Source organism: Rhodoferax sp. RT4P68 (assembly GCF_056521305.1).
This window is the reverse complement of the sequence record NZ_JBWMBB010000003.1, coordinates 187,340-209,963: the sequence shown is the minus strand read 5'-3', so window position 1 is coordinate 209,963 and position 22,624 is coordinate 187,340. Positions and strand designations below refer to the sequence as shown.

Annotated in this window: 21 protein-coding genes; 12 read left to right on the top strand and 9 right to left on the bottom strand. The window is 69.1% G+C overall.

The annotated features are described in order from the left end of the window. Window positions 1–47: 47 nt before the first annotated feature. From AC099J_RS07505 to AC099J_RS07470, 8 genes are all read right to left on the bottom strand, one after another. Entirely contained in the window at window positions 48–353 is a 306-nt protein-coding gene (locus AC099J_RS07505) for a high-potential iron-sulfur protein (RefSeq protein WP_479614610.1), read from the bottom strand. After that, on the bottom strand, window positions 350–646 hold the full coding sequence (locus tag AC099J_RS07500; RefSeq protein WP_479614609.1) for a hypothetical protein: 297 nt from the start codon (window positions 644–646) through the stop codon (window positions 350–352). The genes AC099J_RS07505 and AC099J_RS07500 overlap by 4 nt, the downstream gene beginning before the upstream one ends. Next, window positions 639–1,130: a TspO/MBR family protein gene (locus tag AC099J_RS07495; protein WP_479614608.1), complete on the bottom strand. Its 492-nt coding sequence runs from the start codon at window positions 1,128–1,130 to the stop codon at window positions 639–641. Before AC099J_RS07495 ends, AC099J_RS07500 begins: the two co-directional genes overlap by 8 nt. After that, on the bottom strand, window positions 1,127–2,314 hold the full coding sequence (locus AC099J_RS07490; protein WP_479614607.1) for a geranylgeranyl diphosphate reductase: 1,188 nt from the start codon (window positions 2,312–2,314) through the stop codon (window positions 1,127–1,129). Before AC099J_RS07490 ends, AC099J_RS07495 begins: the two co-directional genes overlap by 4 nt. A gap of 112 nt (window positions 2,315–2,426) precedes the next feature. Then, window positions 2,427–3,773: a BCD family MFS transporter gene (locus tag AC099J_RS07485; RefSeq protein WP_479614606.1), complete on the bottom strand. Its 1,347-nt coding sequence runs from the start codon at window positions 3,771–3,773 to the stop codon at window positions 2,427–2,429. A gap of 3 nt (window positions 3,774–3,776) precedes the next feature. Continuing rightward, window positions 3,777–4,652 (bottom strand): chlorophyll synthase ChlG, encoded by an 876-nt coding sequence (chlG, locus tag AC099J_RS07480; RefSeq protein ID WP_479614605.1) that lies wholly within the window; start codon window positions 4,650–4,652, stop codon window positions 3,777–3,779. Between the two features lie 73 nt (window positions 4,653–4,725). Then, window positions 4,726–6,171, bottom strand: a complete 1,446-nt coding sequence (gene ppsR, locus AC099J_RS07475; RefSeq protein ID WP_479614604.1) for a transcriptional regulator PpsR — start codon at window positions 6,169–6,171, stop codon at window positions 4,726–4,728. Between the two features lie 69 nt (window positions 6,172–6,240). After that, a complete protein-coding gene (locus tag AC099J_RS07470; protein WP_479614603.1) occupies window positions 6,241–7,038 on the bottom strand; it encodes a cobalamin B12-binding domain-containing protein in 798 nt (265 codons plus the stop codon). A gap of 467 nt (window positions 7,039–7,505) precedes the next feature. Between AC099J_RS07470 and bchF the strand changes: the two genes are divergently transcribed. The 12 genes from bchF to puhE all read left to right on the top strand — a co-directional run bounded on the left by bchF (window position 7,506) and on the right by puhE (window position 21,993). Next, window positions 7,506–8,021, top strand: coding sequence for a 2-vinyl bacteriochlorophyllide hydratase (bchF, locus tag AC099J_RS07465; RefSeq protein ID WP_479614602.1), 516 nt, complete (start codon window positions 7,506–7,508; stop codon window positions 8,019–8,021). Between the two features lie 98 nt (window positions 8,022–8,119). Beyond that, window positions 8,120–9,397, top strand: a complete 1,278-nt coding sequence (locus AC099J_RS07460; protein ID WP_479614601.1) for a ferredoxin:protochlorophyllide reductase (ATP-dependent) subunit N — start codon at window positions 8,120–8,122, stop codon at window positions 9,395–9,397. A gap of 11 nt (window positions 9,398–9,408) precedes the next feature. Next, window positions 9,409–11,130, top strand: coding sequence for a ferredoxin:protochlorophyllide reductase (ATP-dependent) subunit B (gene bchB, locus AC099J_RS07455; RefSeq protein WP_479614600.1), 1,722 nt, complete (start codon window positions 9,409–9,411; stop codon window positions 11,128–11,130). 4 nt (window positions 11,131–11,134) lie between these two features. Continuing rightward, window positions 11,135–14,956 (top strand): magnesium chelatase subunit H, encoded by a 3,822-nt coding sequence (locus AC099J_RS07450; RefSeq protein ID WP_479614599.1) that lies wholly within the window; start codon window positions 11,135–11,137, stop codon window positions 14,954–14,956. Continuing rightward, window positions 14,953–15,861 (top strand): ferredoxin:protochlorophyllide reductase (ATP-dependent) iron-sulfur ATP-binding protein, encoded by a 909-nt coding sequence (gene bchL, locus AC099J_RS07445; protein ID WP_479614598.1) that lies wholly within the window; start codon window positions 14,953–14,955, stop codon window positions 15,859–15,861. Before AC099J_RS07450 ends, bchL begins: the two co-directional genes overlap by 4 nt. Window positions 15,862–15,863: 2 nt before the next feature. Continuing rightward, the gene (gene bchM, locus AC099J_RS07440) at window positions 15,864–16,649 is read left to right on the top strand and encodes a magnesium protoporphyrin IX methyltransferase (RefSeq protein WP_479614597.1); all 786 of its coding nucleotides are present in this window, start codon (window positions 15,864–15,866) and stop codon (window positions 16,647–16,649) included. 3 nt (window positions 16,650–16,652) lie between these two features. Further along, a complete protein-coding gene (locus tag AC099J_RS07435) occupies window positions 16,653–18,110 on the top strand; it encodes a BCD family MFS transporter (RefSeq protein ID WP_479614596.1) in 1,458 nt (485 codons plus the stop codon). 11 nt (window positions 18,111–18,121) lie between these two features. Beyond that, entirely contained in the window at window positions 18,122–18,877 is a 756-nt protein-coding gene (gene puhA / locus AC099J_RS07430; RefSeq protein WP_479614595.1) for a photosynthetic reaction center subunit H, read from the top strand. Beyond that, window positions 18,874–19,644, top strand: a complete 771-nt coding sequence (gene puhB / locus AC099J_RS07425; RefSeq protein WP_479614594.1) for a photosynthetic complex putative assembly protein PuhB — start codon at window positions 18,874–18,876, stop codon at window positions 19,642–19,644. The genes puhA and puhB overlap by 4 nt, the downstream gene beginning before the upstream one ends. A 9-nt stretch (window positions 19,645–19,653) precedes the next feature. Next, window positions 19,654–20,079 carry a photosynthetic complex assembly protein PuhC gene (puhC, locus tag AC099J_RS07420; protein WP_479614593.1) on the top strand — a complete coding sequence of 142 codons (426 nt, stop codon included), beginning with the start codon at window positions 19,654–19,656 and terminating at the stop codon, window positions 20,077–20,079. Between the two features lie 17 nt (window positions 20,080–20,096). Beyond that, the gene (gene acsF / locus AC099J_RS07415; protein ID WP_479614592.1) at window positions 20,097–21,167 is read left to right on the top strand and encodes a magnesium-protoporphyrin IX monomethyl ester (oxidative) cyclase; all 1,071 of its coding nucleotides are present in this window, start codon (window positions 20,097–20,099) and stop codon (window positions 21,165–21,167) included. A gap of 55 nt (window positions 21,168–21,222) precedes the next feature. Next, complete coding sequence (gene puhE / locus AC099J_RS07410; protein WP_479614591.1) at window positions 21,223–21,993, top strand: putative photosynthetic complex assembly protein PuhE; 771 nt, start codon at window positions 21,223–21,225, stop codon at window positions 21,991–21,993. 188 nt (window positions 21,994–22,181) lie between these two features. Here the strand turns inward: puhE and AC099J_RS07405 are convergent, their stop codons facing one another. After that, complete coding sequence (locus tag AC099J_RS07405) at window positions 22,182–22,496, bottom strand: high-potential iron-sulfur protein (RefSeq protein WP_479614590.1); 315 nt, start codon at window positions 22,494–22,496, stop codon at window positions 22,182–22,184. Window positions 22,497–22,624 lie beyond the last annotated feature (128 nt).

Sequence of the window (22,624 nt, the reverse complement as noted above, 5' to 3'; positions counted from 1 at the left end):
AGGGCCAGAGCGGATTAGGTAACGGGCGGTGCGGGAATCTCATAGGCTCAAGGCTTCTTGACGTAGGCGCTGCTCCAGCCCTTGGTGGCCACCAGCTTGCCAGGAAACAGCGGGCACGGGCCGCTGGCGGCATCCGCCTTGCCCTGGAACAGGGCGCAGTTGCCGCACTGGCTGCCGGCCACGTAGTTCTTGTACTTGGCCTTGTCGACCTTACTTGCATCGGCCACGTAGCCCAACGCTGCGGCCTGGGGATCTTTCTCGTCCACCATCGCCTGGGACCAGGCGGTGCGCGCCAAGAGCGCGGCGGCACCGGCCACCGGCACGATGCGAATGAATTGACGACGGTTGTTCATGGTCTTCTTTCGTGGGAAGTAGTGGGCACAGACGTCAACGCGTGGCGGCTGGCGGTGGCCGACCAGCGCCGCCGCAAATCGATGGCATGCAGCAAGCCGCTGGCCGCCAGCGCCAGGGCAATGTAGGGCAGCGCCAGGCCGGCGACAGTCAGCCGAAGCGCCAGCATCAAGGCCAGGCCGGCGAGCAAGGTGATGACCAACGCGGGCCGCCGCAGCAGCAGCAGGGCCAGCAACTCCAGCACACCGACCGCCAGCACCAGATCGACCAGCAGCACGGGCGTCAGTTCAGGCATTCAGCCGCACCACCGAGCAGTTGAGCCAGCCGGCGAATGCGGTCCACAGCAGGTAGGGCAGCAGCAGCCAGCCGGCCCAGGGTCGCAGGCGGCCAGCCAGCACGATCAACAGCACCACCGATGCCAGCAGCAGCAGCACCTCGATGCGCGCCCAATCGGGCCGGCGCAGCGTGAAGAACAGCCAGCTCCACACGATGTTCAGCAGCGCGTTCGACACAAACGCCACCAGCAGCCAGCGCCGCTGCGCGCCGGCCGGGCAGGCTTCCCACGCGAGCACCGCCGTGCTGGCCGTGAGCGTGTAGATCAGCGTCCAGGCCGGGCCGAACAGCCAGTCCGGCGGCTTCCAGGGCGGCTGGCGCAGCGCGTAGTACCAGGGCGACAGATCGGTGGCCAGGCCGCCCAGCCCGGCGGTGACGATGGCCGCGCCCGCCGCCCACGCGGCGGCCTGCCCACGGCCTGCGAAAAGACGGCCCGCCAAGCTCATGCACGAACCAGCCCCAGCAGGTGCGCCAAGTCCTTGAAGAAGATGCGCACGTGCGCCATGGGCCGGGCGCGCACCAGGCGCTTGTGCATGTAGGCATCGAAGGTCAGTTGCTGCACGTCGCGGTCGCGGCAGATGCTGACGAAGCGCTCGCGGCGGCGGTCGCTCACGTACCAGAAGCGCTGCATCATCCCGAGCACCCAGAACACTTTTCCGTGCTCGCGCATGAAGCGCTTGCGTGCCTGTGCCAGCGCTCGGCCCTGGCCGGTGCGCAGCAACTCGGCACAGGCCTCGCCCGCCAGCCGGCCGCCGACCATCGCGTAGTAGATGCCTTCGCCCGAGGCGGGGGCGACCACGCCGGCCGCGTCCCCGGCCAGCACCACGTCGCGGCCGTTGTCCCAGCGTGGCAGCGGCTTCATGGGGATCGGTGCGCCCTCGCGGCGGATGGTGCGCGCGTCCTGCAGGCCGACCTGTTCGCGCAGCTTCTGCACGCCCTGGCGCAGAGAGAAACCCTTGTCGGCGCTGCCGGTGCCGATGCTGATGGTGGCGCCGTGCGGGAACACCCAACCGTAGAAATCGGGCGACAGCGCGCCGTTGTAGTGCACCTCGCAGCGGCTGGGCTGAAAGTCTGGCGGCGTGATGGCGGGTGTGGCCACGATCTCGTGGTACGCGAACACGCAGCGGCCCTGGTCCGCACCCCGCACGGTCTGCTGCGCCACGCGGGAGCGGGCCCCATCGGCGCCGACCACGGCGCGCGTGCGCAGGCGCTGCGGCAGGCCCTGTGCATCGGTGTAGAGGACGACCGCGCGGCCGTCGCTGTCACGCTCGATCTGCTCGAAGCGACCCTCGACGCGCTCGGCCCCGTGCTCGACCGCACGCTGGCGCAGCCATTCGTCGAAATGCTCGCGGTCCACCATGCCGACGCAGCCGCCTTCGATCGGAATGTCGACCTTCTGGCTGCGCGGGGAGACCATGCGAGCCGCATCGGCACGCGCGACCAGCATCGACTGCGGGATTGCGAAATCGGCCATCAGCCGCGGCGGAATGGCGCCGCCACAGGGCTTGATGCGACCAGCGCGGTCGAGCAGCACCACGCGATGGCCGGCGCACGCGAGATCGTCGGCTGCGGTGGCGCCTGCCGGCCCGCCACCGATCACCACGACATCGCAGTCCTGGGAGGCGTTCATGGGTGTCCCTTCGGTTGTGGAGCGCGCTGGCTCGGGCGGTTTGGCGCAACGCGCATTGGCGCTTGGGCAACGGATGCAGAGCGGGCGCGCTTCGGAGCGGCCGCGCGCAAGCTCATGACATGGCCCTCTGTGATGCAGGCTGCACCAGGGCGCGCAGCCCGACGCCGTTGGCGGCGCCGTCGGCTGCCGCGCGCGCGCCTGGATCAACGCCGGCCGCCAGTTGCGCTGCGGCCAGGAACATCAGCGCCTCCAGGCCAAACACGATGGCATAGGCGCTGCCGACATCGGCCAGCAGCCCCCGTGCCAGATCACTGGCCCCCGTGCCGAGCAGGCCACCGAGCGCGAAGGCCAGCGCCTGGGCCGCGCCCCACAGACCCATGCGAAGGCCCTCGGTGCCGCCGCGCCCCTGCCCGGCCAACCGCATCATGGAGCCGATGGCTGCGATCGAAAACGTGCCGGTGGCCACGCCCAGCAGGAACACATTGGCCTTGAGCGGCCAACCGGCGCCGGCCAGCCCGCCAGCCGCCAGGCCGAGCAATGCCACAGCCGACGCGACGCACCCGCCCAGCACCCAGTGGCGCAGTGAACCGAAGCCGCGCCGACCGGCCACGGCAGCCAGCACCATGCCGAGCAAGGTGCCGGCATGCTGCACGCCAGCCAGCTGCGTCGAGGCGCCGGGGGAGTAGCCGAACACCGCGCCCGCGAAGGGTTCGAGGATCAGATCCTGCGCACTGAAGGCCAGCATGGCGACGAACACGAAGATGGTGAAGCGCCGCGCGTCCGACTCGCGCCAGACCTCGCGCAGCGCCATCCGAAAGCCGCCGCTGGCGTGTGCCGCGCGTGCGCCGGTTGCTGCCGCCGGCCCCTCCAGACCCCAGAGCGCGACCACCGTCAGTGCCAGCGCAAGAAGCGCGACCACGCCTGCCACCGCGACCAGGCGCTGCGGGGTGTAGGGGTCGAGAAAAGCCCCGGCCGTGCCGGCTGTGACCACGAAGCCGGCGATCATCATGGCCCACACGGTGGTGGCCGCAGCGGCGCGGCGCTGCTGCGGCACCCGGCTGGCCAGCAAGGCCAGCAGCGAGGTGCCGGCCGCTGCGACGCCCAGGCCGATCGACACGAATGCACAGGCTGCGAGCAGCATGCCGGCCGCCGGGGCGGTGGCCATCCAGGCCGTGGCCAGGGCCGCTGCGAAACCTCCGACCGCCAACAGCACCATGCCGCCGAGGATCCAGGGCGTGCGCCGGCCCGTCCGGTCCGAGCCATGGCCCATGCGCGGGCGGCTGACCTGCACCAGGTAGTGCAGCGCCAGCAGCACGCCGGGCAGCAGCGCCGGCAGCGCCAGCTCGACCACCATCACGCGGTTCAGCGTCGAGGTGGTCAACACCACCACAGCCCCCAGCGCCATCTGGACCAGGCCCAGCCGCAGGATGCCGCTCCAACCGAACATGACAGGCGGCATGGGCTAGGCGCCTGCACGCAGCGCAAAGGCGCTGACCAGCATGCCGATGACGAAGAAGTTGATGCCGAGCGCGCTGTACCAAGTGGCGCGCTGCAGCGGCGCCGCGAGGAAACGGCGCATCAGCACCAGTTGGACCGCCAGCAGCGCGGCCACGCCCGCCGCGTGCGCCGGTGCATCCCAATGCCACAACAGGCCCACGACCACCACCTGCGGCAGCGCCATCGCCAGACACGCAGCACGCGCCGCACCCTGCACGCCGAGCTGCACCGGCAATGAGGCGATGCCCATCTGCCGATCCCCTTCGATGGACTTGAAGTCGTTCAGCGTCATGATCCCGTGGGCGCCCAGGCTGTAGAGCAGCGCAAGCCCCAGCGAACGGCCATCGGGCAGCGCGCCTGCCGCCATGACCGCCGCGCCGGTGATCCAGGCCAGGCCTTCGTAGCACAGGGCGCAGGCACTGTTGCCCCACCAGCCGTTGCGCTTGAGTCGCAATGGGGGGGCGCTGTAGGCCCAGGCAAGCAGCAGTCCCACGCCGGCAGCCAGCAGTGCGACCGGCCCGAGCAGGCTGCCCAGCAGCAGCGAAAGGACGGTCCAGATGATGGCGATGTACAGACCCCAGCGGCCCGGCAGACGGCCAGAGGGAATCGGACGGTTCGGCTCGTTGATCGCATCGACGTGCCGGTCGAACCAGTCGTTCACGGCCTGGCTGCTGGCACACACGAAGGGGCCGGCGAGCAGGACACCGGCCACGATGAGGGTCCAGCGCCCTTCGGTCGGCATGCCCGAGGCCACCACCCCGCAGCCGAAAGCCCACATCGGCGGGAACCAGGTGATCGGCTTGAGCAGCTCGGCGACGGCAGAGGGGCTGGGCAGGGCCATCAGTCCATTCTGGACTGACACCTCTCAATGTCAACTGATATTTACACTGGCCCGGCAACGCGGGCGAGACACATCACTCGGCGCGGCCGGCCGTGTCGTGGATGCCGTAGCGGCGCAGCTTGACGTACAGGCTCTGGCGCGACAGGCCCAGCATCTCGGCGGCCGAAGCACGGTTGTCGCGCGTGAGTTCGAGCGCCGCCTCGATGCACAGGCGTTCGATCAGGTCGGTGGTTTCACCCACGATGTCACGCAGCGGCAGCCGCCCGACCAGGCCGGTCAACTGCTCGGTAGAGCGTGGCAACTGGCGCTGGCTGCGGCCCTCGGCCGGCAGCCGGCGGGCCACGTCACGGATGGTGAAGCCCAGGCAGGGTTGCGGGCCGTCGACCACGGCGACGGCCGAGATCTCGACCGCTGTCGCCTGGCCGTCACCGGCCCGCAGCGTGGTCGGGAACAGACGCAGCACACCGTGCTGGCGCAGGTTGCCGATCAACACGTTGAGGTCCACCGTCGAGCGGCCGAGCCAGCGGTCCAGCATCTGGCCGAGCACGGGCTCGCCGGCAGGCAGCTGCAGCATGTCGACGAACGCCTGGTTGGCACTCAGCACACGGCCGACCATGTCGGACAGCACGAAGGCATCGGGCATGGCGTTGACCATGTCGAGCAGCGAAGGGCTGCCCTGGCCACGCGCCTGCGCCGGGCTGGACGGCACCAGCCGCAGCAGCAGCAGCGTGACGCCGTCCTGCTTGAACAGGGAGCCGACCATGCGCACCTCCGTGCCTGCGGTCAGCCGCAGGCCATGCGCCTCCCCGCGGCCGGCATTGCGCGTCTGCGAGAACAGCGCCTGCACGGCAGCTTGCGATTCGAGTTCGAACAGATCGGGCGCCGGCCGCGAGACCATGCGCCGGGCCGTATCCCCCACCAGACGCGCCGCAGCGGCGTTGTGCTCGACGACATTCAGCGTCGCGACATCGACGACCACCAGCGCTTCTTCCACAGCCTCGAACAGCAGCCGGTAGCGGGCCTCGGCATGGCGCAGGCGCAGATAGTCGCGCTCCATCGATTGCTGGGCGTCGACCAGACGTTGCTGCACGACGGCCAGGGTGCGCAGGTTGCGCCCGAGTGCCAGCACACGACCGCCGCTGCGCAGCGGCACGACGCGGTACGCCACCGGCAGATCCAGGCCGCCGCCGATGGGATGGTTGACCTGCCGGGTCACCGCCTGGCTGGCAAAGTCCGAATCGTCGCCGTGCGTGCCGGCCATCAGCGCCATGACCTTGGGCCGGCTCTCCACCGTCACGGTTTCCGACCAACGCCGGCCCACCCACAGTTGTGTTTCGGCAAGGTCTTGCGCGGCCTCGGCGCCCAGCGCCACCTCGCGGATCACGCCCTGCGAATCGATCACCAGGGCAATGTCGGACGCCGCAGCCACCACTGCCGTCATCATGCCGGCGTCCGCGTCGGTCAGGTGCAGGGCCTGCGCAGCGGGCACAGTGGCAGTGGAAGAGCTCCGGTTGTACATCTAACGCTTTCGGTGCACCGGCATGCGGCAACACGTGTGCCGCGCAGGGGTTGACAAGTAAACGCCAGTTCAGCCGATGCCCGCTGTATGACGATCGCGGCCCAAGCGCGCTTGCCAGCGCTCGGCCAATTCAACCGCAGCGCCGGCGCTGATCGCCATGCCGTCCGCGCCACATCGCGCATCCAGATCGTCGCTGGCAAGGGCCAACGGCCCGCCGACCAACACGGCAATGGACTGGTTGCAAGAAGATTGACGCAGTTTGACGATACCAGATCTGACACTTGCCACCTGCGCATCACATGACAACGAAAGTGCCATTACGTCGAAGAACTCACCCTTGAGCAGGTCGCTGAGCGCACGCCAGCTGAGCCCGGGGCTGTACTGCGCGTCCCAGCCCGCATGGGCAAAACACTCGGCAGCGATCGCGGCGCCAAACGTGTGCTGCGACTCGGGCGGTGCCGCCAAGAGGATGCGCGCCGCGTCACTGCGCAGGGCGGGCCGCGCCTGAGAGACGTGCTCGTGCAGCGCCTGCTGGAGCCGGCACATGCCGATCGTCACATCGGCGAAATCGAACACGTCGCTGCACCACCAACTGCCCATCAGCGCCGCACAGGGGCCCAGCAGCTCCAGAAGAACCTGCTGCGGCGTGGCACCGGCCTGCGTCAGCGCCTGTACGAAGCGCGGCACGCTCAAGGGGTCATCGTCCACCGCCAGTTCGGCCAGCGTGGACACGTGAGCGGACGTGATCGTGACGCCGACACGCCGTGACGCAGCCGCCGCGTGGGCATGCATCAGCAAGAGGCGCGGGATGATCTCCAGCTCCACGATCCGCGACAGTTGCTGCTCATGCCCGCTGTTGTCGGACACCAGCTGCGGGCCAGCACGCGCACGCGCCGCCCCCGAAGTGGTGGGAGGGCTCGCCGCTGTGTCTGCGCGAGTGAAGCCAGGCGACGCTGAGCTGCGGCGCCCGGAACGATCAGGATTCAATGCACCCACCTCGTGTCTCCTCGGGTGGACTCACAGCAGCGCTCTGCGGACTCGCCGACATCCGTTCGAAAACGGACGCCCCGTGCATCAGTGCACGAGAGAGTGCCACTGCCAATCAAGCCTATGAACAGCCCCGCAGCGTCAACCGCGATTGACAACGGGTGGCTGGGCGCCGTCCGATTCAGCAGATTCGTTCGCCCGGCGTGCAATGTCGTTCGGAGCAAAGCGTGCCGTCAAGCACTTTCTGAATGAATTTTCGCCAGCTGCGGGCAAACCCTAGGAAGTGTCCACTTTGTTTAACGTCAATACAAGTTGACACTTGCTGGCTTGCAGCCTAGATTCGCCACATGCCACCTACCGCATCGCAGTCCGCCACACCTACGCGCCATCCGAGCAGGCGTGCGCCGCTCTACACGCCGGCCGAGCGCGTGCGCCGCGATGCCACCCGCTGGACCCTCGTGCAGGGCCTGCTGGCCCCCGTGCAGTTCCTGGTGTTCCTGGTGAGCCTGGGCCTGGTGCTGCGGTTTCTGTGGACCGGGCAAGGCGAGGAAGTGGCCGCCTGGAGCGTGCTGGCCAAGACCTCGCTGCTCTACCTGATCATGGTCACCGGCTGCATCTGGGAAAAGGTGGTCTTCGACCGCTGGCTGTTCGCCCCGGCGTTTTACTGGGAGGACGTGTTCAGCATGCTGGTGCTAGCCCTGCACACGGCCTACCTGCTGGCCTGGTGGAACGGCTGGGGAACGGCCAACCAGCAGATGGTGCTGGCACTGGCGGCCTATGCCGCGTATGCGATCAACGCCACGCAGTTCTTGCTGAAGCTGCGCGCGGCGCGGCTGGACATGGCGGCGGGAGCGGCCGCATGAATGCCGCCGCAACCCTCTCAATGACGACCGCTACCGCTACGGCAGCCGCGTTCTCGACGGCGTTTGCGCCGGCAGTCGCAAAGACGGAACTGCGCCCCGTGAGCCCCGTCATCCCCATCCAGGTGGAGGCCGGCTGCACCGACACCGAGATCCTGCGCGAGCGCGGCCAGCGCGAAGTGTTCTGTGGACTGACCGGCATCATCTGGCTGCACCGCAAGATCCAGGACGCGTTCTTCCTCGTGGTTGGCTCGCGCACCTGCGCGCACCTCATCCAGTCCGCCGCCGGCGTGATGATCTTTGCCGAACCGCGCTTCGCCACGGCCATCATCGACGAGCGTGACCTGGCGGGCCTGGCGGACGCGAACGAGGAGCTGGACAAGGTCGTCTCGCGGCTGTTGCAGCGCCGGCCCGACATCAAGCTGCTGTTCCTGGTCGGTTCCTGCCCCTCCGAAGTCATCAAGCTGGACCTGTCGCGCGCCGCGCAGCGCCTGTCGCAGCAACACGGGGCCGTGCGGGTCCTGAACTACTCGGGCAGCGGCATCGAGACCACCTTCACGCAGGGCGAGGACGCCTGCCTCGCCGCCCTGGTGCCACAACTGGACGAGGCGCAGGACACGGCGCCCTCGCTGCTGATCGTCGGCGCGCTGGCCGATGTGGTGGAGGACCAGTTCCGCCGCCTGCTCGCCGCCATGGGCATCACCCGTGTGGACTTCCTTCCCGCACGGCGCGCAGGCAGCATGCCGGCCGTCGGCCTGCACACGCACATGCTGCTGGCCCAGCCCTTTCTGGCCGAGACGGCGCGACTGCTGGAGGCCCGTGGTGCCCAGCGCGTGGCCGCGCCCTTTCCGCTCGGCGTGGAAGGCAGCAGCGCCTGGTTGCTGGCCGCCGCCACCGCCATGGGCGTGCCGCCGGAGCGTGCGCTCGCCGCCATGGCCCCGGCCCGCCAGCGTGCCGAAGCAGCCCTGGCCGTGCACCGCCGCCAGCTTGCCGGCAAGCGCATCTTCTTCTTCCCCGATTCGCAGCTCGAATTGCCACTGGCCCGCTTCCTGGCGCGCGAGATGGGCATGCAGCTCACCGAAGTCGGCACGCCCTACCTGCACCGCCAGCACATGGCGCAGGAACTGGCCTGGCTGCCGGCCGGCACCGTGCTGAGCGAGGGCCAGGACGTGGAGCGCCAGCTGGACCGCTGCCGCGCCGCCAACCCCGACCTGATCGTCTGCGGCCTGGGCCTGGCGAACCCGCTGGAGGCCGAGGGCTACACCACCAAGTGGTCCATCGAGCTGGTGTTCAGCCCGATCCAGGGTTTCGAGCAGGCGGCCGATCTGGCCGGCCTGTTCAGCCGCCCCCTGCACCGCCGCCAGTTGCTGGCCGCATAGAGCACAACAGCATGCAACTCACGCTCTGGACCTACGAAGGCCCCCCGCACGTGGGAGCCATGCGCGTGGCCACCGGCATGCGCGACCTGCACTACGTGCTGCATGCGCCGCAGGGCGACACCTACGCCGACCTGCTGTTCACGATGATCGAGCGCAAGGCCACGCGCCCGCCGGTGAGCTACACCAGCTTCCAGGCGCGCGACCTGGGCAGCGACACGGCGCAGCTGTTCAAGGACGCCGTGCGCAATGCCTACGAGCGCTTTCAGCCCCAGGCCATGCTGGTGGGCGCATCGTGCACCGCCGAGCTGATCCAGGACGACCCGGGTGGTCTGGCGCATGCGCTGGCGCTGCCGATCCCCGTCGTGGCGCTGGAGCTGCCCTCCTACCAGAAGAAGGAAAACTGGGGCGCGTCGGAGACCTTCTACCAACTGGTGCGCAACCTGGTGCCCAAGACACGCGTAGAACGCGTCGCCGGTGCGGCACCACGCTGCAACATCCTCGGCCCCACGGCTCTGGGCTTTCGCCATCGCGACGACCTGAAGGAGATCCGCGGCCTGCTGGCGCAGATCGGCATCGAGGTCAACGTGGTCGCGCCGCTGGGCGCCAGCCCACACGACCTGACGCAATTGGGCCACGCCGATTTCAACGTGGTGCTGTACCCCGAGACCGGCCAGCTGGCAGCCGCCTGGCTGCAACGCACGCTGGGCCAGCCGCACACACGCACGGTGCCCATCGGTGTGCTGGCCACGCGCGAGTTCATCGCCGAAGTGGCGGGCCTGGCCGGGATCGATCCGCAAGAAGCCATGGAACGCGTCGATGCCACCGCCTCGCACAGCCCCTGGTACGCCGGCTCGGTGGACGCCAACTACCTCACCGGCAAGCGCGTCTTCGTGTTCGGTGACGCCACGCACGCCATCGCCGCAGCGCGCGTGGCAAGCCAGGAGCTGGGCCTGCAGGTCGTGGGCCTGGGCACCTACAGCCGCGAGTTCGCCCGCGACCTGCGCGAGGCCGCCGCCCTGTACGGCGTGGAGCCTTTGATTTGCGACGACTACCTCGATGTGGAGGCCGCCATCACCGCCGCAGCACCCGAGCTGGTGCTGGGCACGCAGATGGAGCGCCACATCGCCAAGCGGCTGGGCCTGCCCTGCGCCGTGATCTCCGCGCCCGTGCATGTGCAGGACTTCCCGGCGCGCTACGCACCGCAGATGGGTTTTGAAGGCGCCAACGTCATCTTCGACACCTGGGTGCAGCCGCTGATGATGGGCCTGGAAGAGCACCTGCTGCACATGTTCAAGGGCGACTTCGAATTCCACGAAGATGCCGCGCCTTCGCACCTCACGCGCAACAACCCGGCGCCTGCGCAGCTGGCCGCAGTGGCACCGGTCGCAGAGCCTGCTCCGGTCGCAGAACTTGCATCCGCTGCGGAGCTTGCGCTCCCGGCAGTCCCGGCGCCCCTGGCCGCAGCCCAACAGATGCCGGTCGCAGCCGAACACATGCCGCGCGCTGCGCTGAAGCCTGTTCCCGCCACTGCCGCGCCCCCGATGCCCGCGCCGGCTTCAGAACCCATCGTCGTCGCCCGCTGGGCCCCCGATGCCGAGCGCGAGCTGGGCAAGATTCCTTTCTTCGTGCGGGGCAAGGCCCGGCGCAACACCGAGCGTTATGCCATCGACCAGGGCTTGCCCCTGATCACCATCGAGACCCTCTACGATGCCAAAGCCCATTTCAGTCGTTAGGACAGTGGCCTCGGCCCGCGCGCCGGTGGCGGTGGCTGTGCCGATGCGGGTCGTGCTGATCACCATGGACAGCCACCTGCGCAGCGCCGCCGAGCGTGCCCATGGCGTGCTGGCGCGCTCGCTGCCCGGCGTCAGCCTCTCGGTGCACGCGGCGGCAGACTGGGCCACCGACGAAGAAGCCCTGCGCTGCTGCATCGACGACATCGCACGCGGCGACATCGTGCTGGTCACCATGCTCTTCATGGAAGAGCACTTCCTGCCTGTCATCGAGGCGCTGCGCGCACGCCGCGAGGCCTGCGACGCGATGGTCTGCGCCATGTCCTCGGGCGAGGTGATGAAGCTCACGCGCATGGGCAAGTTCTCGATGGACGGCAAGGTCAGCGGGCCGATGGCCCTGCTCAAGCGCCTGCGCGGCAAGTCCGCCACCAGCGGGGACGACAAGTCCAAGGCCAGTGCCGGCGCGCAGCAGATGAAGATGCTGCGCCGCCTGCCCAAGATCCTGCGCTTCATCCCCGGCACCGCGCAGGACGTGCGCGTGTACTTCCTGGTGCTGCAGTACTGGCTGGCCGGCTCGCAGGAGAACATCGCCGCGCTGGTCCACATGCTGGTGGACCGCTATGCCAGCGGCCCGCGCGCCGCCCTGCGCGGCCAGACCAAGCCGGCCGAACCCACCGAATACCCCGAGCTGGGCGTCTACCACCCGCGCATGGCGCAGCGCATCAGCGAGAACGCAGCGAGTCTGCCGCGCCCGATCACCCTGGCGGGCCAGCCGCCGCGCGGCACGGTCGGCCTGCTGATGCTGCGCTCCTACCTGCTGGCGGGCAACACCGCCCACTACGACGGTGTGATCACCGCACTGGAAGCGCGCGGCCTGCAGGTGCTGCCGGCCTTTGCCACCGGGCTGGACGCGCGGCCTGCAGTCGAGAAGTTCTTCATTCAGGATGGCCGCGTCACCGTCGATGCGCTGGTGTCGCTGACGGGCTTTTCTTTGGTCGGCGGCCCCGCCTACAACGATGCCAAGGCCGCCGAAACGCTGCTCGCGCAGCTCGACGTGCCCTACCTCTCGGTGATGCCGGTGGAGTTCCAGACGCTGGAGGCCTGGGGTGGTTCCGAGCGCGGCCTGCTGCCGCTGGAGTCCACCATGATGGTCGCCATCCCCGAGCTGGATGGATCGACCGGCCCGATGATTTACGGCGGCCGCAGCGACGCCAACGGCACCGCCTGCACCGGCTGCAGCCGGCACTGCACCTTCGAGAAGAGCGAAGGCCACAACGACATGCACACCTGCCCCGACCGCGCCGAGATGCTCGCCGCGCGCGTGGCCCGGCTGGTGGTCTTGAAGCGCAGCGAGCGGGCCGAGCGTCGCATCGCCGCCGTGCTGTTCAACTTCCCGCCCAATGCCGGCAACACCGGCACCGCCGCCTACCTCGGTGTGTTCGCCTCGCTCTTCAACACGCTGCAGGCGCTGCAGCGCGAGGGCTACACGGTGGAGATGCCGGCCAGCGTGGATGACCTGCGCGAGCGCCTGCTGGTCGGCAATGCCGCACGCCACGGCGCCATGGCGAATGTGCACGCACGCATCCCCGCCAACGAGCATGTGCGCCGCGAGCGCTGGCTGGCCGAGATCGAGGCGCAATGGGGTCCCGCGCCGGGCCGCCAGCAGAGCGACGGCCAGCACATCCAGGTGCTGGGAGAGCGCTTCGGCAACGTGTTCGTCGGCATCCAGCCCGCCTTCGGCTACGAGGGCGACCCCATGCGGCTGCTGTTCGAACGCGGCTTTGCGCCCACGCATGCCTTCTCGGCCTTCTACCGCTGGCTGCGCGAGGACTTCGGCGCGCATGCCGTGCTGCATTTCGGCACACACGGCGCGCTGGAATTCATGCCCGGCAAGCAGGCGGGACTCTCGGGCGACTGCTGGCCCGATCGGTTGATCGGCGACCTGCCCAACCTCTATCTCTACGCGGCCAACAACCCCTCCGAAGGCATGCTGGCCAAGCGCCGCAGTGCCGCCACCTTGATCAGTTACCTCACGCCGCCGGTTGCGCAGGCCGGGCTGTACAAGGGACTGGTCGATCTGAAGGCATCCCTGCTGCGTTGGCGCGCGTTGCCACCCGAGGCGCAGGCCGAGCGCGCCGCACTGGCGCCGCTGCTGCAGTCGCAAGGCCAGGCCATGAACCTGCTGCCGGCGGGCGCCGCGCTGTGGGATGCCACGGCCGAAGCCCTGGCCCAGCACCTCGGCGAAGAACTGCAGGAGCTGGAGCTGACCCTCATTCCGCACGGCCTGCATGTGCTGGGCGAAGTGCCCAGGCCCAGCGAACGCGTCGGCATGCTGATGGCCTGCGCCGAGGCCAGCTTCCCGACAGGCCAGGCCCCTGCAGAGGCCCTGATCGAACGCCTGGTCGCAGGCGCCAGCGCCGCCGCACTGCTGCTGGCCGAAGGCCGCTCCGCCGAGCCCGAACGCCGCGCGCACATGGAGTCGCTGGCCCACACGGCGCGCCTGCTGGCCGTCGATACCGAGCTCTCTGCCGTGGTCCACGCGCTGGACGGCGGCTACCTGCGCCCGGCCCCCGGTGGCGACCTGCTGCGCAACCCCGACATCCTGCCCACGGGCCGCAACCTGCACGGCTTCGACCCCACGCGCATCCCCAGCCGCTTCGCCGTGCTGGACGGCGCCATCCAGGCCACGCGCCTGCTGGAGCGCCATGCGCAGGACGGCCATGGCTTTCCCGAATCCATCGCACTCGTGCTGTGGGGCACCGACAACCTGAAGAGCGAAGGCGCCCCCATCGCGCAGGCGCTGGCCCTCATCGGCGCCACGCCGCGCTTCGACAGTTACGGCCGGCTGGCCGGTGCGGAGCTGGTGCCACTCGAGCAACTCGGGCGCCCGCGTGTGGACGTGATGGTCACGCTCTCGGGCATCTTCCGTGACCTGCTGCCCGCGCAGATCAAGCTGCTGGCCGAGGCCTCGTTCCTCGCCGCATCGGCCGACGAGCCCGAGCACCTGAACTTCGTGCGCAAGCATGCGCTGGCCTACCAGCGCGAACAGGGCTGCGACATGGAAACGGCAGCGCTGCGCGTGTTCGGCAATGCCGAGGGCGCGTACGGTGCCAACGTCGGCAGCCTCATCGACAACGGCGCCTGGAGCGAAGAAGACGAACTGGCCGAAACCTACACGCGCCGCAAAGGCTTTGCGTATGGCCGCAGCGGTCGCCCCGTGCAGAAGGCCGCGTTGCTCGCCAGCGTGCTCCGCAACGTCGAGCTGGCCTACCAGAACCTGGACTCGGTAGAACTCGGCGTGACCACGGTCGACACGTATTTCGACACCCTGGGCGGCATCAGCCGCGCGGTGCAACGCGCCAAGCGCGCGCCGGGTGGCGCCGCCGTGCCGCTGCCCGTCTACATCGGCGACCAGACGGTGGGCGATGCCGGCGTGGTGCGCACGCTGTCCGAACAGGTCTCGCTCGAAACCCACACGCGCATGCTCAACCCAAAGTGGTACGAGGGCATGCTGGAACACGGCTACGAGGGCGTGCGCCAGATCGAGGTGCACCTGACCAACACGCTGGGCTGGTCGGCCACCACGGGCCAGGTGCAGCCCTGGGTCTACCAGCGTCTGAGCGAAACCTTCGTGCTCGATGCGGCCATGCGTGATCGCCTGGCCCAACTCAATCCCACCGCATCGGCGCGGCTGGCGAACCGTCTGCTGGAAGCCTGCGACAGGCAGTACTGGCAGCCGGACGCCGAAACGCTCGAAGCCCTGCGCCAGGCCGGCGATGAACTCGAAGACCGCCTGGAAGGTGTCTTCGTCGAAAGGGCAGCGGCATGAACGCAGTCGAAGAGTTTCCGATCCGCACCATCAGCAAACGCCGGCTGGACGGCGAGGGCAGCCTGCAGGTGCAGCTGGACCCGAACGTGAGCATCGGCACCGCCAAGGTGTTCGCCATCTACGGCAAGGGCGGCATCGGCAAGAGCACGACCTCGTCGAACCTCTCGGCCGCGTTCTCGCGGCTGGGCAAGCGGGTGCTGCAGATCGGCTGCGACCCCAAGCACGACAGCACCTTCACGCTGACCAAGAAGATGCTGCCCACCGTCATCGACGTGCTGGAGACGGTGGACTTCCACGCCGAAGAGTTGCGGCCCGAAGACTTCATGTTCGAAGGCTACAACGGCGTGCAGTGCGTCGAAGCGGGCGGCCCGCCGGCCGGCACCGGCTGCGGCGGCTACGTGGTCGGCCAGACGGTCAAGCTGCTCAAGGAGCACCACTTGCTGGAAGACACCGACGTGGTGATCTTCGACGTGCTGGGCGACGTGGTGTGTGGTGGCTTCGCCGCGCCGCTGCAACACGCGGACCGCGCGCTGATCGTCACCGCCAACGACTTCGATTCGATCTTCGCGATGAACCGCATCGTGCAGGCCATCGGCGCCAAGGCCAAGAACTACAAGGTGCGCCTGGGCGGCGTGATTGCCAACCGCAGCACGGACACAGACCAGATCGACAAGTACAACGCGCGCACCGGGCTGACGCTGGCCGCGCACTTCCCCGACCTGGACGTGATCCGCCGCAGCCGGCTGAAGAAGAGCACGCTGTTCGAGATGGAGCCCAGCCCCGAGCTGGAGAAGGTGAAGGCCGAGTACATGCGGTTGGCGGCTGCCCTGTATCTGGGTGGTGCGCCGCTCGAAGCCATTCCGCTCAAGGACCGCGATTTGTTCGACCTGCTGGGATTCGACTGATCATGAGCACCCCAAATACATCGCCCCCAGTCTCCCTGCGCTCGCCACCCCCCGAGGGGGCGCTGCGTTCTAGGGGCGGCCCGGCGAACGCCTACCTGCAGCGCCGCGGCGAGATCGAAACCTACTTCGACCGCACGGCCGCCGCCACCTGGGCGCGCCTGACATCGAACGCGCCGGTCAGCGGCATCCGCGCCACGGTGCGTGCGGGCCGTGACCGCATGCGCAGCACGCTGCTGTCGTGGTTGCCCACGGACATGACCGGCTTGCGCCTGCTGGACGCCGGCTGCGGCACCGGCGCACTGGCTGTGGAAGCGGCACGGCGCGGCGCCCAGGTGCTGGCCATCGACCTCTCGCCCACGCTGGTGCAGCTCGGCCGCGAACGTTGTGATGCCGAGGCGGATGCGGAGCTGCTACGCGAGCGCATCACCTGGCGCAGCGGCGACATGCGCGCGCCCGACGATGGCGACTTCGACCATGTGGTGGCGATGGACTCGCTGATCCACTACCAGCCCGATGACGCCGCCGCGCTGGTCCACGGCTGGTCGGGCCGCGTGCGGCACAGCATCGTGTTCACGGTGGCGCCGCGCACGCCGCTGCTCACCGTCATGCACAACGTCGGCCGGCTGTTCCCGCGCGGCGACCGCGCGCCGGCCATCGTGCCCGTGGGCGTGCACGGCCTGCGCACGCAGCTGTCACGCAACGTGCCAGGCTGGCAACAGGCCCGCACGCAGCGCATTGCCAGTGGCTTCTACACCTCGCAGGCCTGCGAGATGGCACGTGCACGCTGAGCCATGAACCTCGCGCCTGCCCCCTTGATCAAGCTGTGGACGCGCATGTCCCCGCAGCTGCTGCCGTTTGCCGATGCGGCCAGTACCGACCTGCCGTTGGCGCGCCTGCTGCGCCTCGCGCTGTTCCAGGTTTCGGTGGGCATGGCGGCGGCCCTGCTGGTGGGCACGCTGAACCGCGTGATGATCGTGGAGATGGGCATGGCGGCCGGGCTGGTCGCGCTGATGGTGGCGCTGCCCATGCTGGTGGCGCCCCTGCGCGCCTTCGTCGGCTACCGCTCCGACACGCACCGCTCGGCACTCGGCTGGCGGCGTGTGCCCTATCTGTGGATCGGCACGCTGCTGCAGTTCGGGGGCCTGTGCATCCTGCCGTTTGCGCTGCTGCTGATGGCGCCGGCCGGTGTCATTGGCCAGGCGGCCATCGAGATTCCCGGCGTGCCGCAGGCAGCCGCGGCGCTCGGTTTCCTGCTGGTGGGGCTGGGCATGCAGACGACCCAGACCGCTGGCCTGGCGCTGGCCACCGACCTCTCGCCCACTGAGAAGCGCCCGCGTGTGGTGGCGCTGATGTACGTGATGCTGCTGGCCGGCATGCTGGTGGGCAGTGTGGTGTTCAGCCTGGTGCTGATGACCTTCACGCCGACGCGGCTGGTCGGTGTGGTGCAGGGCGCGGCCATTCTTACCGTGGTGCTGAACGGCATCGCGCTGTGGAAGCAGGAGGCCCGCAGCCCGACGCGCAGCACCGCTCCGGCCGAGGCGCCTTTCCGCCACGCCTGGGGCCGCTTCGTGGCGCAGCCGCAGGCCAAACGCTTCCTGGTGGCGCTGGGCCTGGGCACAGCAGGATTCGCGATGCAGGACGTGGTGCTGGAGCCCTACGGCGCCACGGTGCTGGGGCTGTCGGTCGCGGCCACCAGCCTGCTGACGGCCGGGCTGGCACTGGGCTCGCTGCTGGCCTTTGCCTTTGCGGGCCGCAAGCTGCAACAGGGCGCCGATCCATATCGCTTGGCAGCGCTGGGCTCGCTGGTCGGCATCTTCGCATTCGCGGCCGTGGTGTTCGCCGCGCCGCTGCAGTCGGCCGCATTGTTCCGTGTCGGCAGTTTCGGCATCGGTCTGGGCGGCGGCCTCTTCGCCGTCTGCATGCTGATCGTCGCCATGGGCCTGAAGGTCGACGGCCATGCCGGCCTGGCACTGGGCGCCTGGGGCGCCGTGCAGGCTGGTTGCGCCGGCCTGGCGACGGCCGCCGGCGGACTGCTGCGCGACCTGTTCGGCTGGCTCAGTGCCCATGGGCTGCTGGGCCCTGCAATGACCGATATCTCGGTGCCCTACAGCACCGTCTACCACCTGGAGATCGCGTTGCTGTTCGCCACGCTGGTCGCCATTGGTCCCCTGGTGCGCAGCCGCCGCGCGGCGCGCACCGACCCCTCCCCCCCTGCCAGGCGCTTCGGCCTGGCGGAATTCCCAGGCTGAAGGAGCTTTCCATGGAAACTGGTGCCATCACGGGCTACATCGACGTTGCCCAAATCGTGCTCTACGCCTTCTGGGTGTTCTTCGCGGGGCTCATCTACTACCTGCACCGCGAGAACAAGCGCGAGGGTTACCCGCTGGAGTCGGACCGCTCCGGGTCGATTACGCACCAGGGCTGGCCTTCGGTGCCCAAACCGAAGACCTACCGCATGGCCGATGGCAGCACCGTGCAGGCACCCAACGCGCGGCGCGACAACCAGCCGCCGATGCACGAAGGCGTGTACCGCGGGCTGCCGCTGGAGCCGACGGGCAACCCCTTGCTGGCCGGCGTAGGCCCCGGCGCCTGGGCTGACCGGGCCGACGTGCCCGACCGCACGGTCGAAGGCGACGCCCGCATCGTGCCGCTGCGCGCGGCTGGCGGTTTCGGCGTGGCGCGCGAGGACGTGGACCCGCGCGGCCTGCCGGTCTATGGCGCCGACATGATGGAAGGCGGCACGGTGGTGGACCTGTGGGTCGACCGCGCCGAGATGCTGTTCCGCTACGTCGAGGTGCAGACGGCCGGCGGGCGCCGCGTGCTGCTGCCGATCAACTTCGCGCGGGTGCAGCGGCGCCGCGTGCTGGTGCGCTCCATCCTCGGCCACCAGTTCGCCGACGTGCCCGGCACGCGCAACCCGGAGCAGGTCACCATGCTGGAAGAAGAAAAGGTGATGGCCTACTACGGCGCCGGCACGCTGTACGCCACGGCCGAGCGGCAGGAGCCGCTGCTGTGAAGGCCGTCAACATTCTGGAGCCCGCGCACGAACACGAGTTCGAGGCGACGCACGGCCTGCCGGAAGAGCTGCCGGCTGGCGAAACCTTGCTGTGGCAAGGCAGCCCCGATGCGAAGTTGCTGGCCGTACAGGTGCTGCACATCCGCAAGGTGGCGCTGTACTTCGCGCTGCTGCTGGTGTGGCGCCTGGTGAGCGATCTGTACGACGGCGCCGGCCTGGGCGCGGCGCTGCTGGGCTGCCTGGGCATGCTGGCGCCGATCAGCCTGGGGTTGGGCCTGATCGCCGGCATGGCCTGGCTGCTGGCGCGCACCAGCGTCTACACGCTGACCAGCGCGCGCGTCGTGATGCGCATCGGGGTGGTGCTGTCCATCACCTTCAACCTGCCGCTCAAGCGCATCGCCGCCGCGAGCCTGCGCCAGCGCACCGGCAGCGGCGAGATCGCGCTGACCCTGGCCGGTGACGACCGCATCGCCTACCCGCATCTGTGGCCGCATGCCCGCCCCTGGCACCTGCGCCAGCCGCAGCCGATGCTGCGCGCGCTGCCCGAGGCGCAGGCGGCTGCCGTCGCAGCGCAGTTGTCGCAGGCCTTGCGCGCGGCGCATGCGCAGGCCAGCGCTTGCGCAACGGCACCGGTCGCTGCACCGGTGGGCGCTTCCCTGGGCGACGAGGCACACCCGTTGCCGCGCCGCCCGGTGCGCGAGACGGCGACGCCGGCGACACCGACCGCCCCCACTTCCTCCGTCCCCGGTTTGCACGCCCACGCCTGAGAGGCCACCATGAACACCCAACGACTGGCCCCACTACCGCTGCTGGCGATGGTCGTGCTGGTGCTGTGCGCCCTGGCGGCCACGGCGGCCGTGCGGCTCACCGGCATCGACATCACCCAGCAGGCCGACGCCGCTGCGGTCGCGCAACGTGCCCTGCGCTTCGCCGATGTGCCCGACGGCAGCCTGCAGGTCATCGACGACCGCAGCGGGCAGGTGCTGGACACGGTGGTCGCCGGCACCGGCGGCTTCATCCGCAGCACCATGCGCGGCCTGGTGCGTGAGCGCAAGCGCCAGGGCATCGGCCCGGAGATTCCCTTCGAGTTGATCGGCCGCAGCGATGGCCGGTTGACGCTGATCGACCCGGCCACACAACGCCGCGTCGACCTCGAATCCTTCGGACCGGTGAACTCCGCCGTGTTCGCGCGACTGCTGTAGAACGCCAAGGACCCACCATGCAAGCCGAGCTGCACACCCCCGAAGACGCCGCCCGCCTGGCCAAGCAGGAGACAGTGCTGACGCCGCGCTTCTACACCACCGACTACGCGGCGATGAACAAGCTGGACGTGAGCCCGGTGCGCGCCGAGTGGGACACCATGATGGCCGAGTACGAGGGCGACAACAACCACGACCACTTCCAGCGCGACGCCGCTTTTGCTGCAGAAGTGGCCGCCGCATCGGCGCAGTGGTCGCCGCAACTGCGCCGCGATTTCCAGGAGTTCCTCGTCAGCTCGCTGACCAGCGAATACAGCGGCTGCGTGCTCTACGCCGAGATCGCCAAGCACGTGGACAACCCCGAGATCAAGCAGCTCATGCGCTACATGACGCGCGACGAATCGCGGCACGCGAACTTCCTGAACCAGTCGCTGAAAGACTTCGGCCTGGGCGTGGACCTGGTGAACCTCAAGCGCACCAAGGCCTACACCTTCTTCAAGCCCAAGTACATCTTCTACGCCACCTACCTGAGCGAGAAGATCGGCTACGCGCGCTACATCACGATCTTTCGCCAGCTGGAGCGCCACCCGGAGCGCCGCTTCCACCCGATCTTTCGTTGGTTTGAGCGCTGGTGCAACGACGAGTTTCGGCACGGCGAATCGTTTGCGCTGCTGATGCGTGCGCAGCCCCACCTGCTGCAGGGCGCCAACCTGCTGTGGGTGCGCTTCTTCCTGCTGGCCGTCTACGCCACCATGTACGTGCGTGACCACACCCGTCCCTGGCTGGCCGAGGCGCTGGGCATGGACCCGACCACCTACGACTACAAGGTGTTCGACATCACGACCGAGATCAGCCAGCAGGTGTTCCCGATCAGCCTGGACACCGACCACCCGGCCTTTCGTGCCGGGCTGGAGCGGCTGCTGGACTGCTCGCGCCGCATCGATGCGGCCAAGCAGCGCGGCGGTGTGGTGGGCAAGTTGCAACAGGCCTGGGGAACACTGGGCGCAGGCGCCTGCTTCCTGCGCCTGTACCTGCGGCCGGTCAAGCAGCACGCACTGCCGGCCGACATGCGCGTGGCGCCGAGCTGGTAGGCCCCGCGCCCGCCGACACGCGCAAGACCACCACCGTCGCCCCATCCGAATCGCCATGCGGCTTCTTGCCCCGCTGCTCTACACCTTGCTCGTCTGGTGGGCCAGCACGGGCGTGATCCTCTACCTGAACGGCCTGCCGCGCCGTTGGCATGGCGCGTTGATGGGTGTGGCCACGGTGCTGCTGGGTGTGGCGCTGTGCGGCGTGGCGGCCACCGCCGCCGACACCCGCACGGCCGGTGCCTACCTGGCGTTCACGGCGGCCATCGCCGTGTGGGGCTGGCAGGAGCTGGGCTTTCTGCTGGGCTACGTGACCGGCCCGCGCCGCAGCCCCTGCCCGCCGCAGGCGCGCGGCTGGCGCCGCGTGGGCCACGCGATCATGGCCATCCTGTGGCACGAGCTGGCGCTGCTGGCACTGGGCGCCATGATCCTCTGGCTGACCTGGGGCCAGCCCAACCAGGTGGCGCTGTGGACCTTTCTCGCGCTGTGGGTGATGCGCCTGTCGGCCAAGCTGAACGTGTTCCTGGGCGTGCGCAACCTGAACGAGCAATTCCTGCCCGAGCACCTGCGCTACATGCACAGTTACTTTCGCCAGCGGCCCAGCAATGCGCTGTTCGCCAGCTCCGTGATTGCCGGCACGCTGGCGGCCGGTGCGGTCTGGCAGGCAGCGCTGCAGCCGGCGGCCAGCCCGTTCGACACCATCGGCGCGGCCCTGGTGGCCACGCTGCTGAGCCTGGCGGTGTTGGAGCACTGGTTCATGGTGTTGCCGCTACCCAGCGAGAAGCTGTGGGCTTGGGGGATGCGCTCGCGCGCAGAGCGCGAGGCGTGAGCCTGATCCGACGTGAGTTCTGGAATGGCTCTAGGCCTGGTGCTGGGTCAGACCAGCGAGCGGCGCCTTCCCGGCACCGCTGCGGTGGCGCCGCTCACGCAGCGGCCGCACCAGGGTGAAGCCACCACCAGCGCGCGCCGCTGACCGGGTCAGCTGCGCGGCGTGCTGGTGGGGCGTTCAAGCGCGCATCAAGCCTTCTTGACCCAGGCGCTGCACCAACCGGCGGCAGCCACCTGCTTGCCCGCGAACAGCGGGCAACCGCCGGCCTTGTCTGCCGGCTTGCCCGTGTAGAGCGCGCAGTTGGCGCAGTTCTGGCCTGCGGCGTACTTGGGGAATTTCTTGGTGTCGACGCGTTTGGCGTCGGTGACATAGCCGAGCGCGACGGCCTGGGGATCTTTTTCGTCGACCATGGCCGGGGTCTGGGCCTGGGCCTGGGTGGCAAGTGCGGCGCCGGTGGCGGCAAGCGTCATCATGAACACACGGCGATCGAGGGGCAACTGCATGGAAATCTCCTGTTGGGGGCGGAAGCAACGGGGCGGCTTCTTGACCTGGGGCGCATCCTACGCACAACCCGGGCGCGCGCGCGTCATTCACGCTTCATTCCATCAAATTTGTCGGATACTCCAGGTCA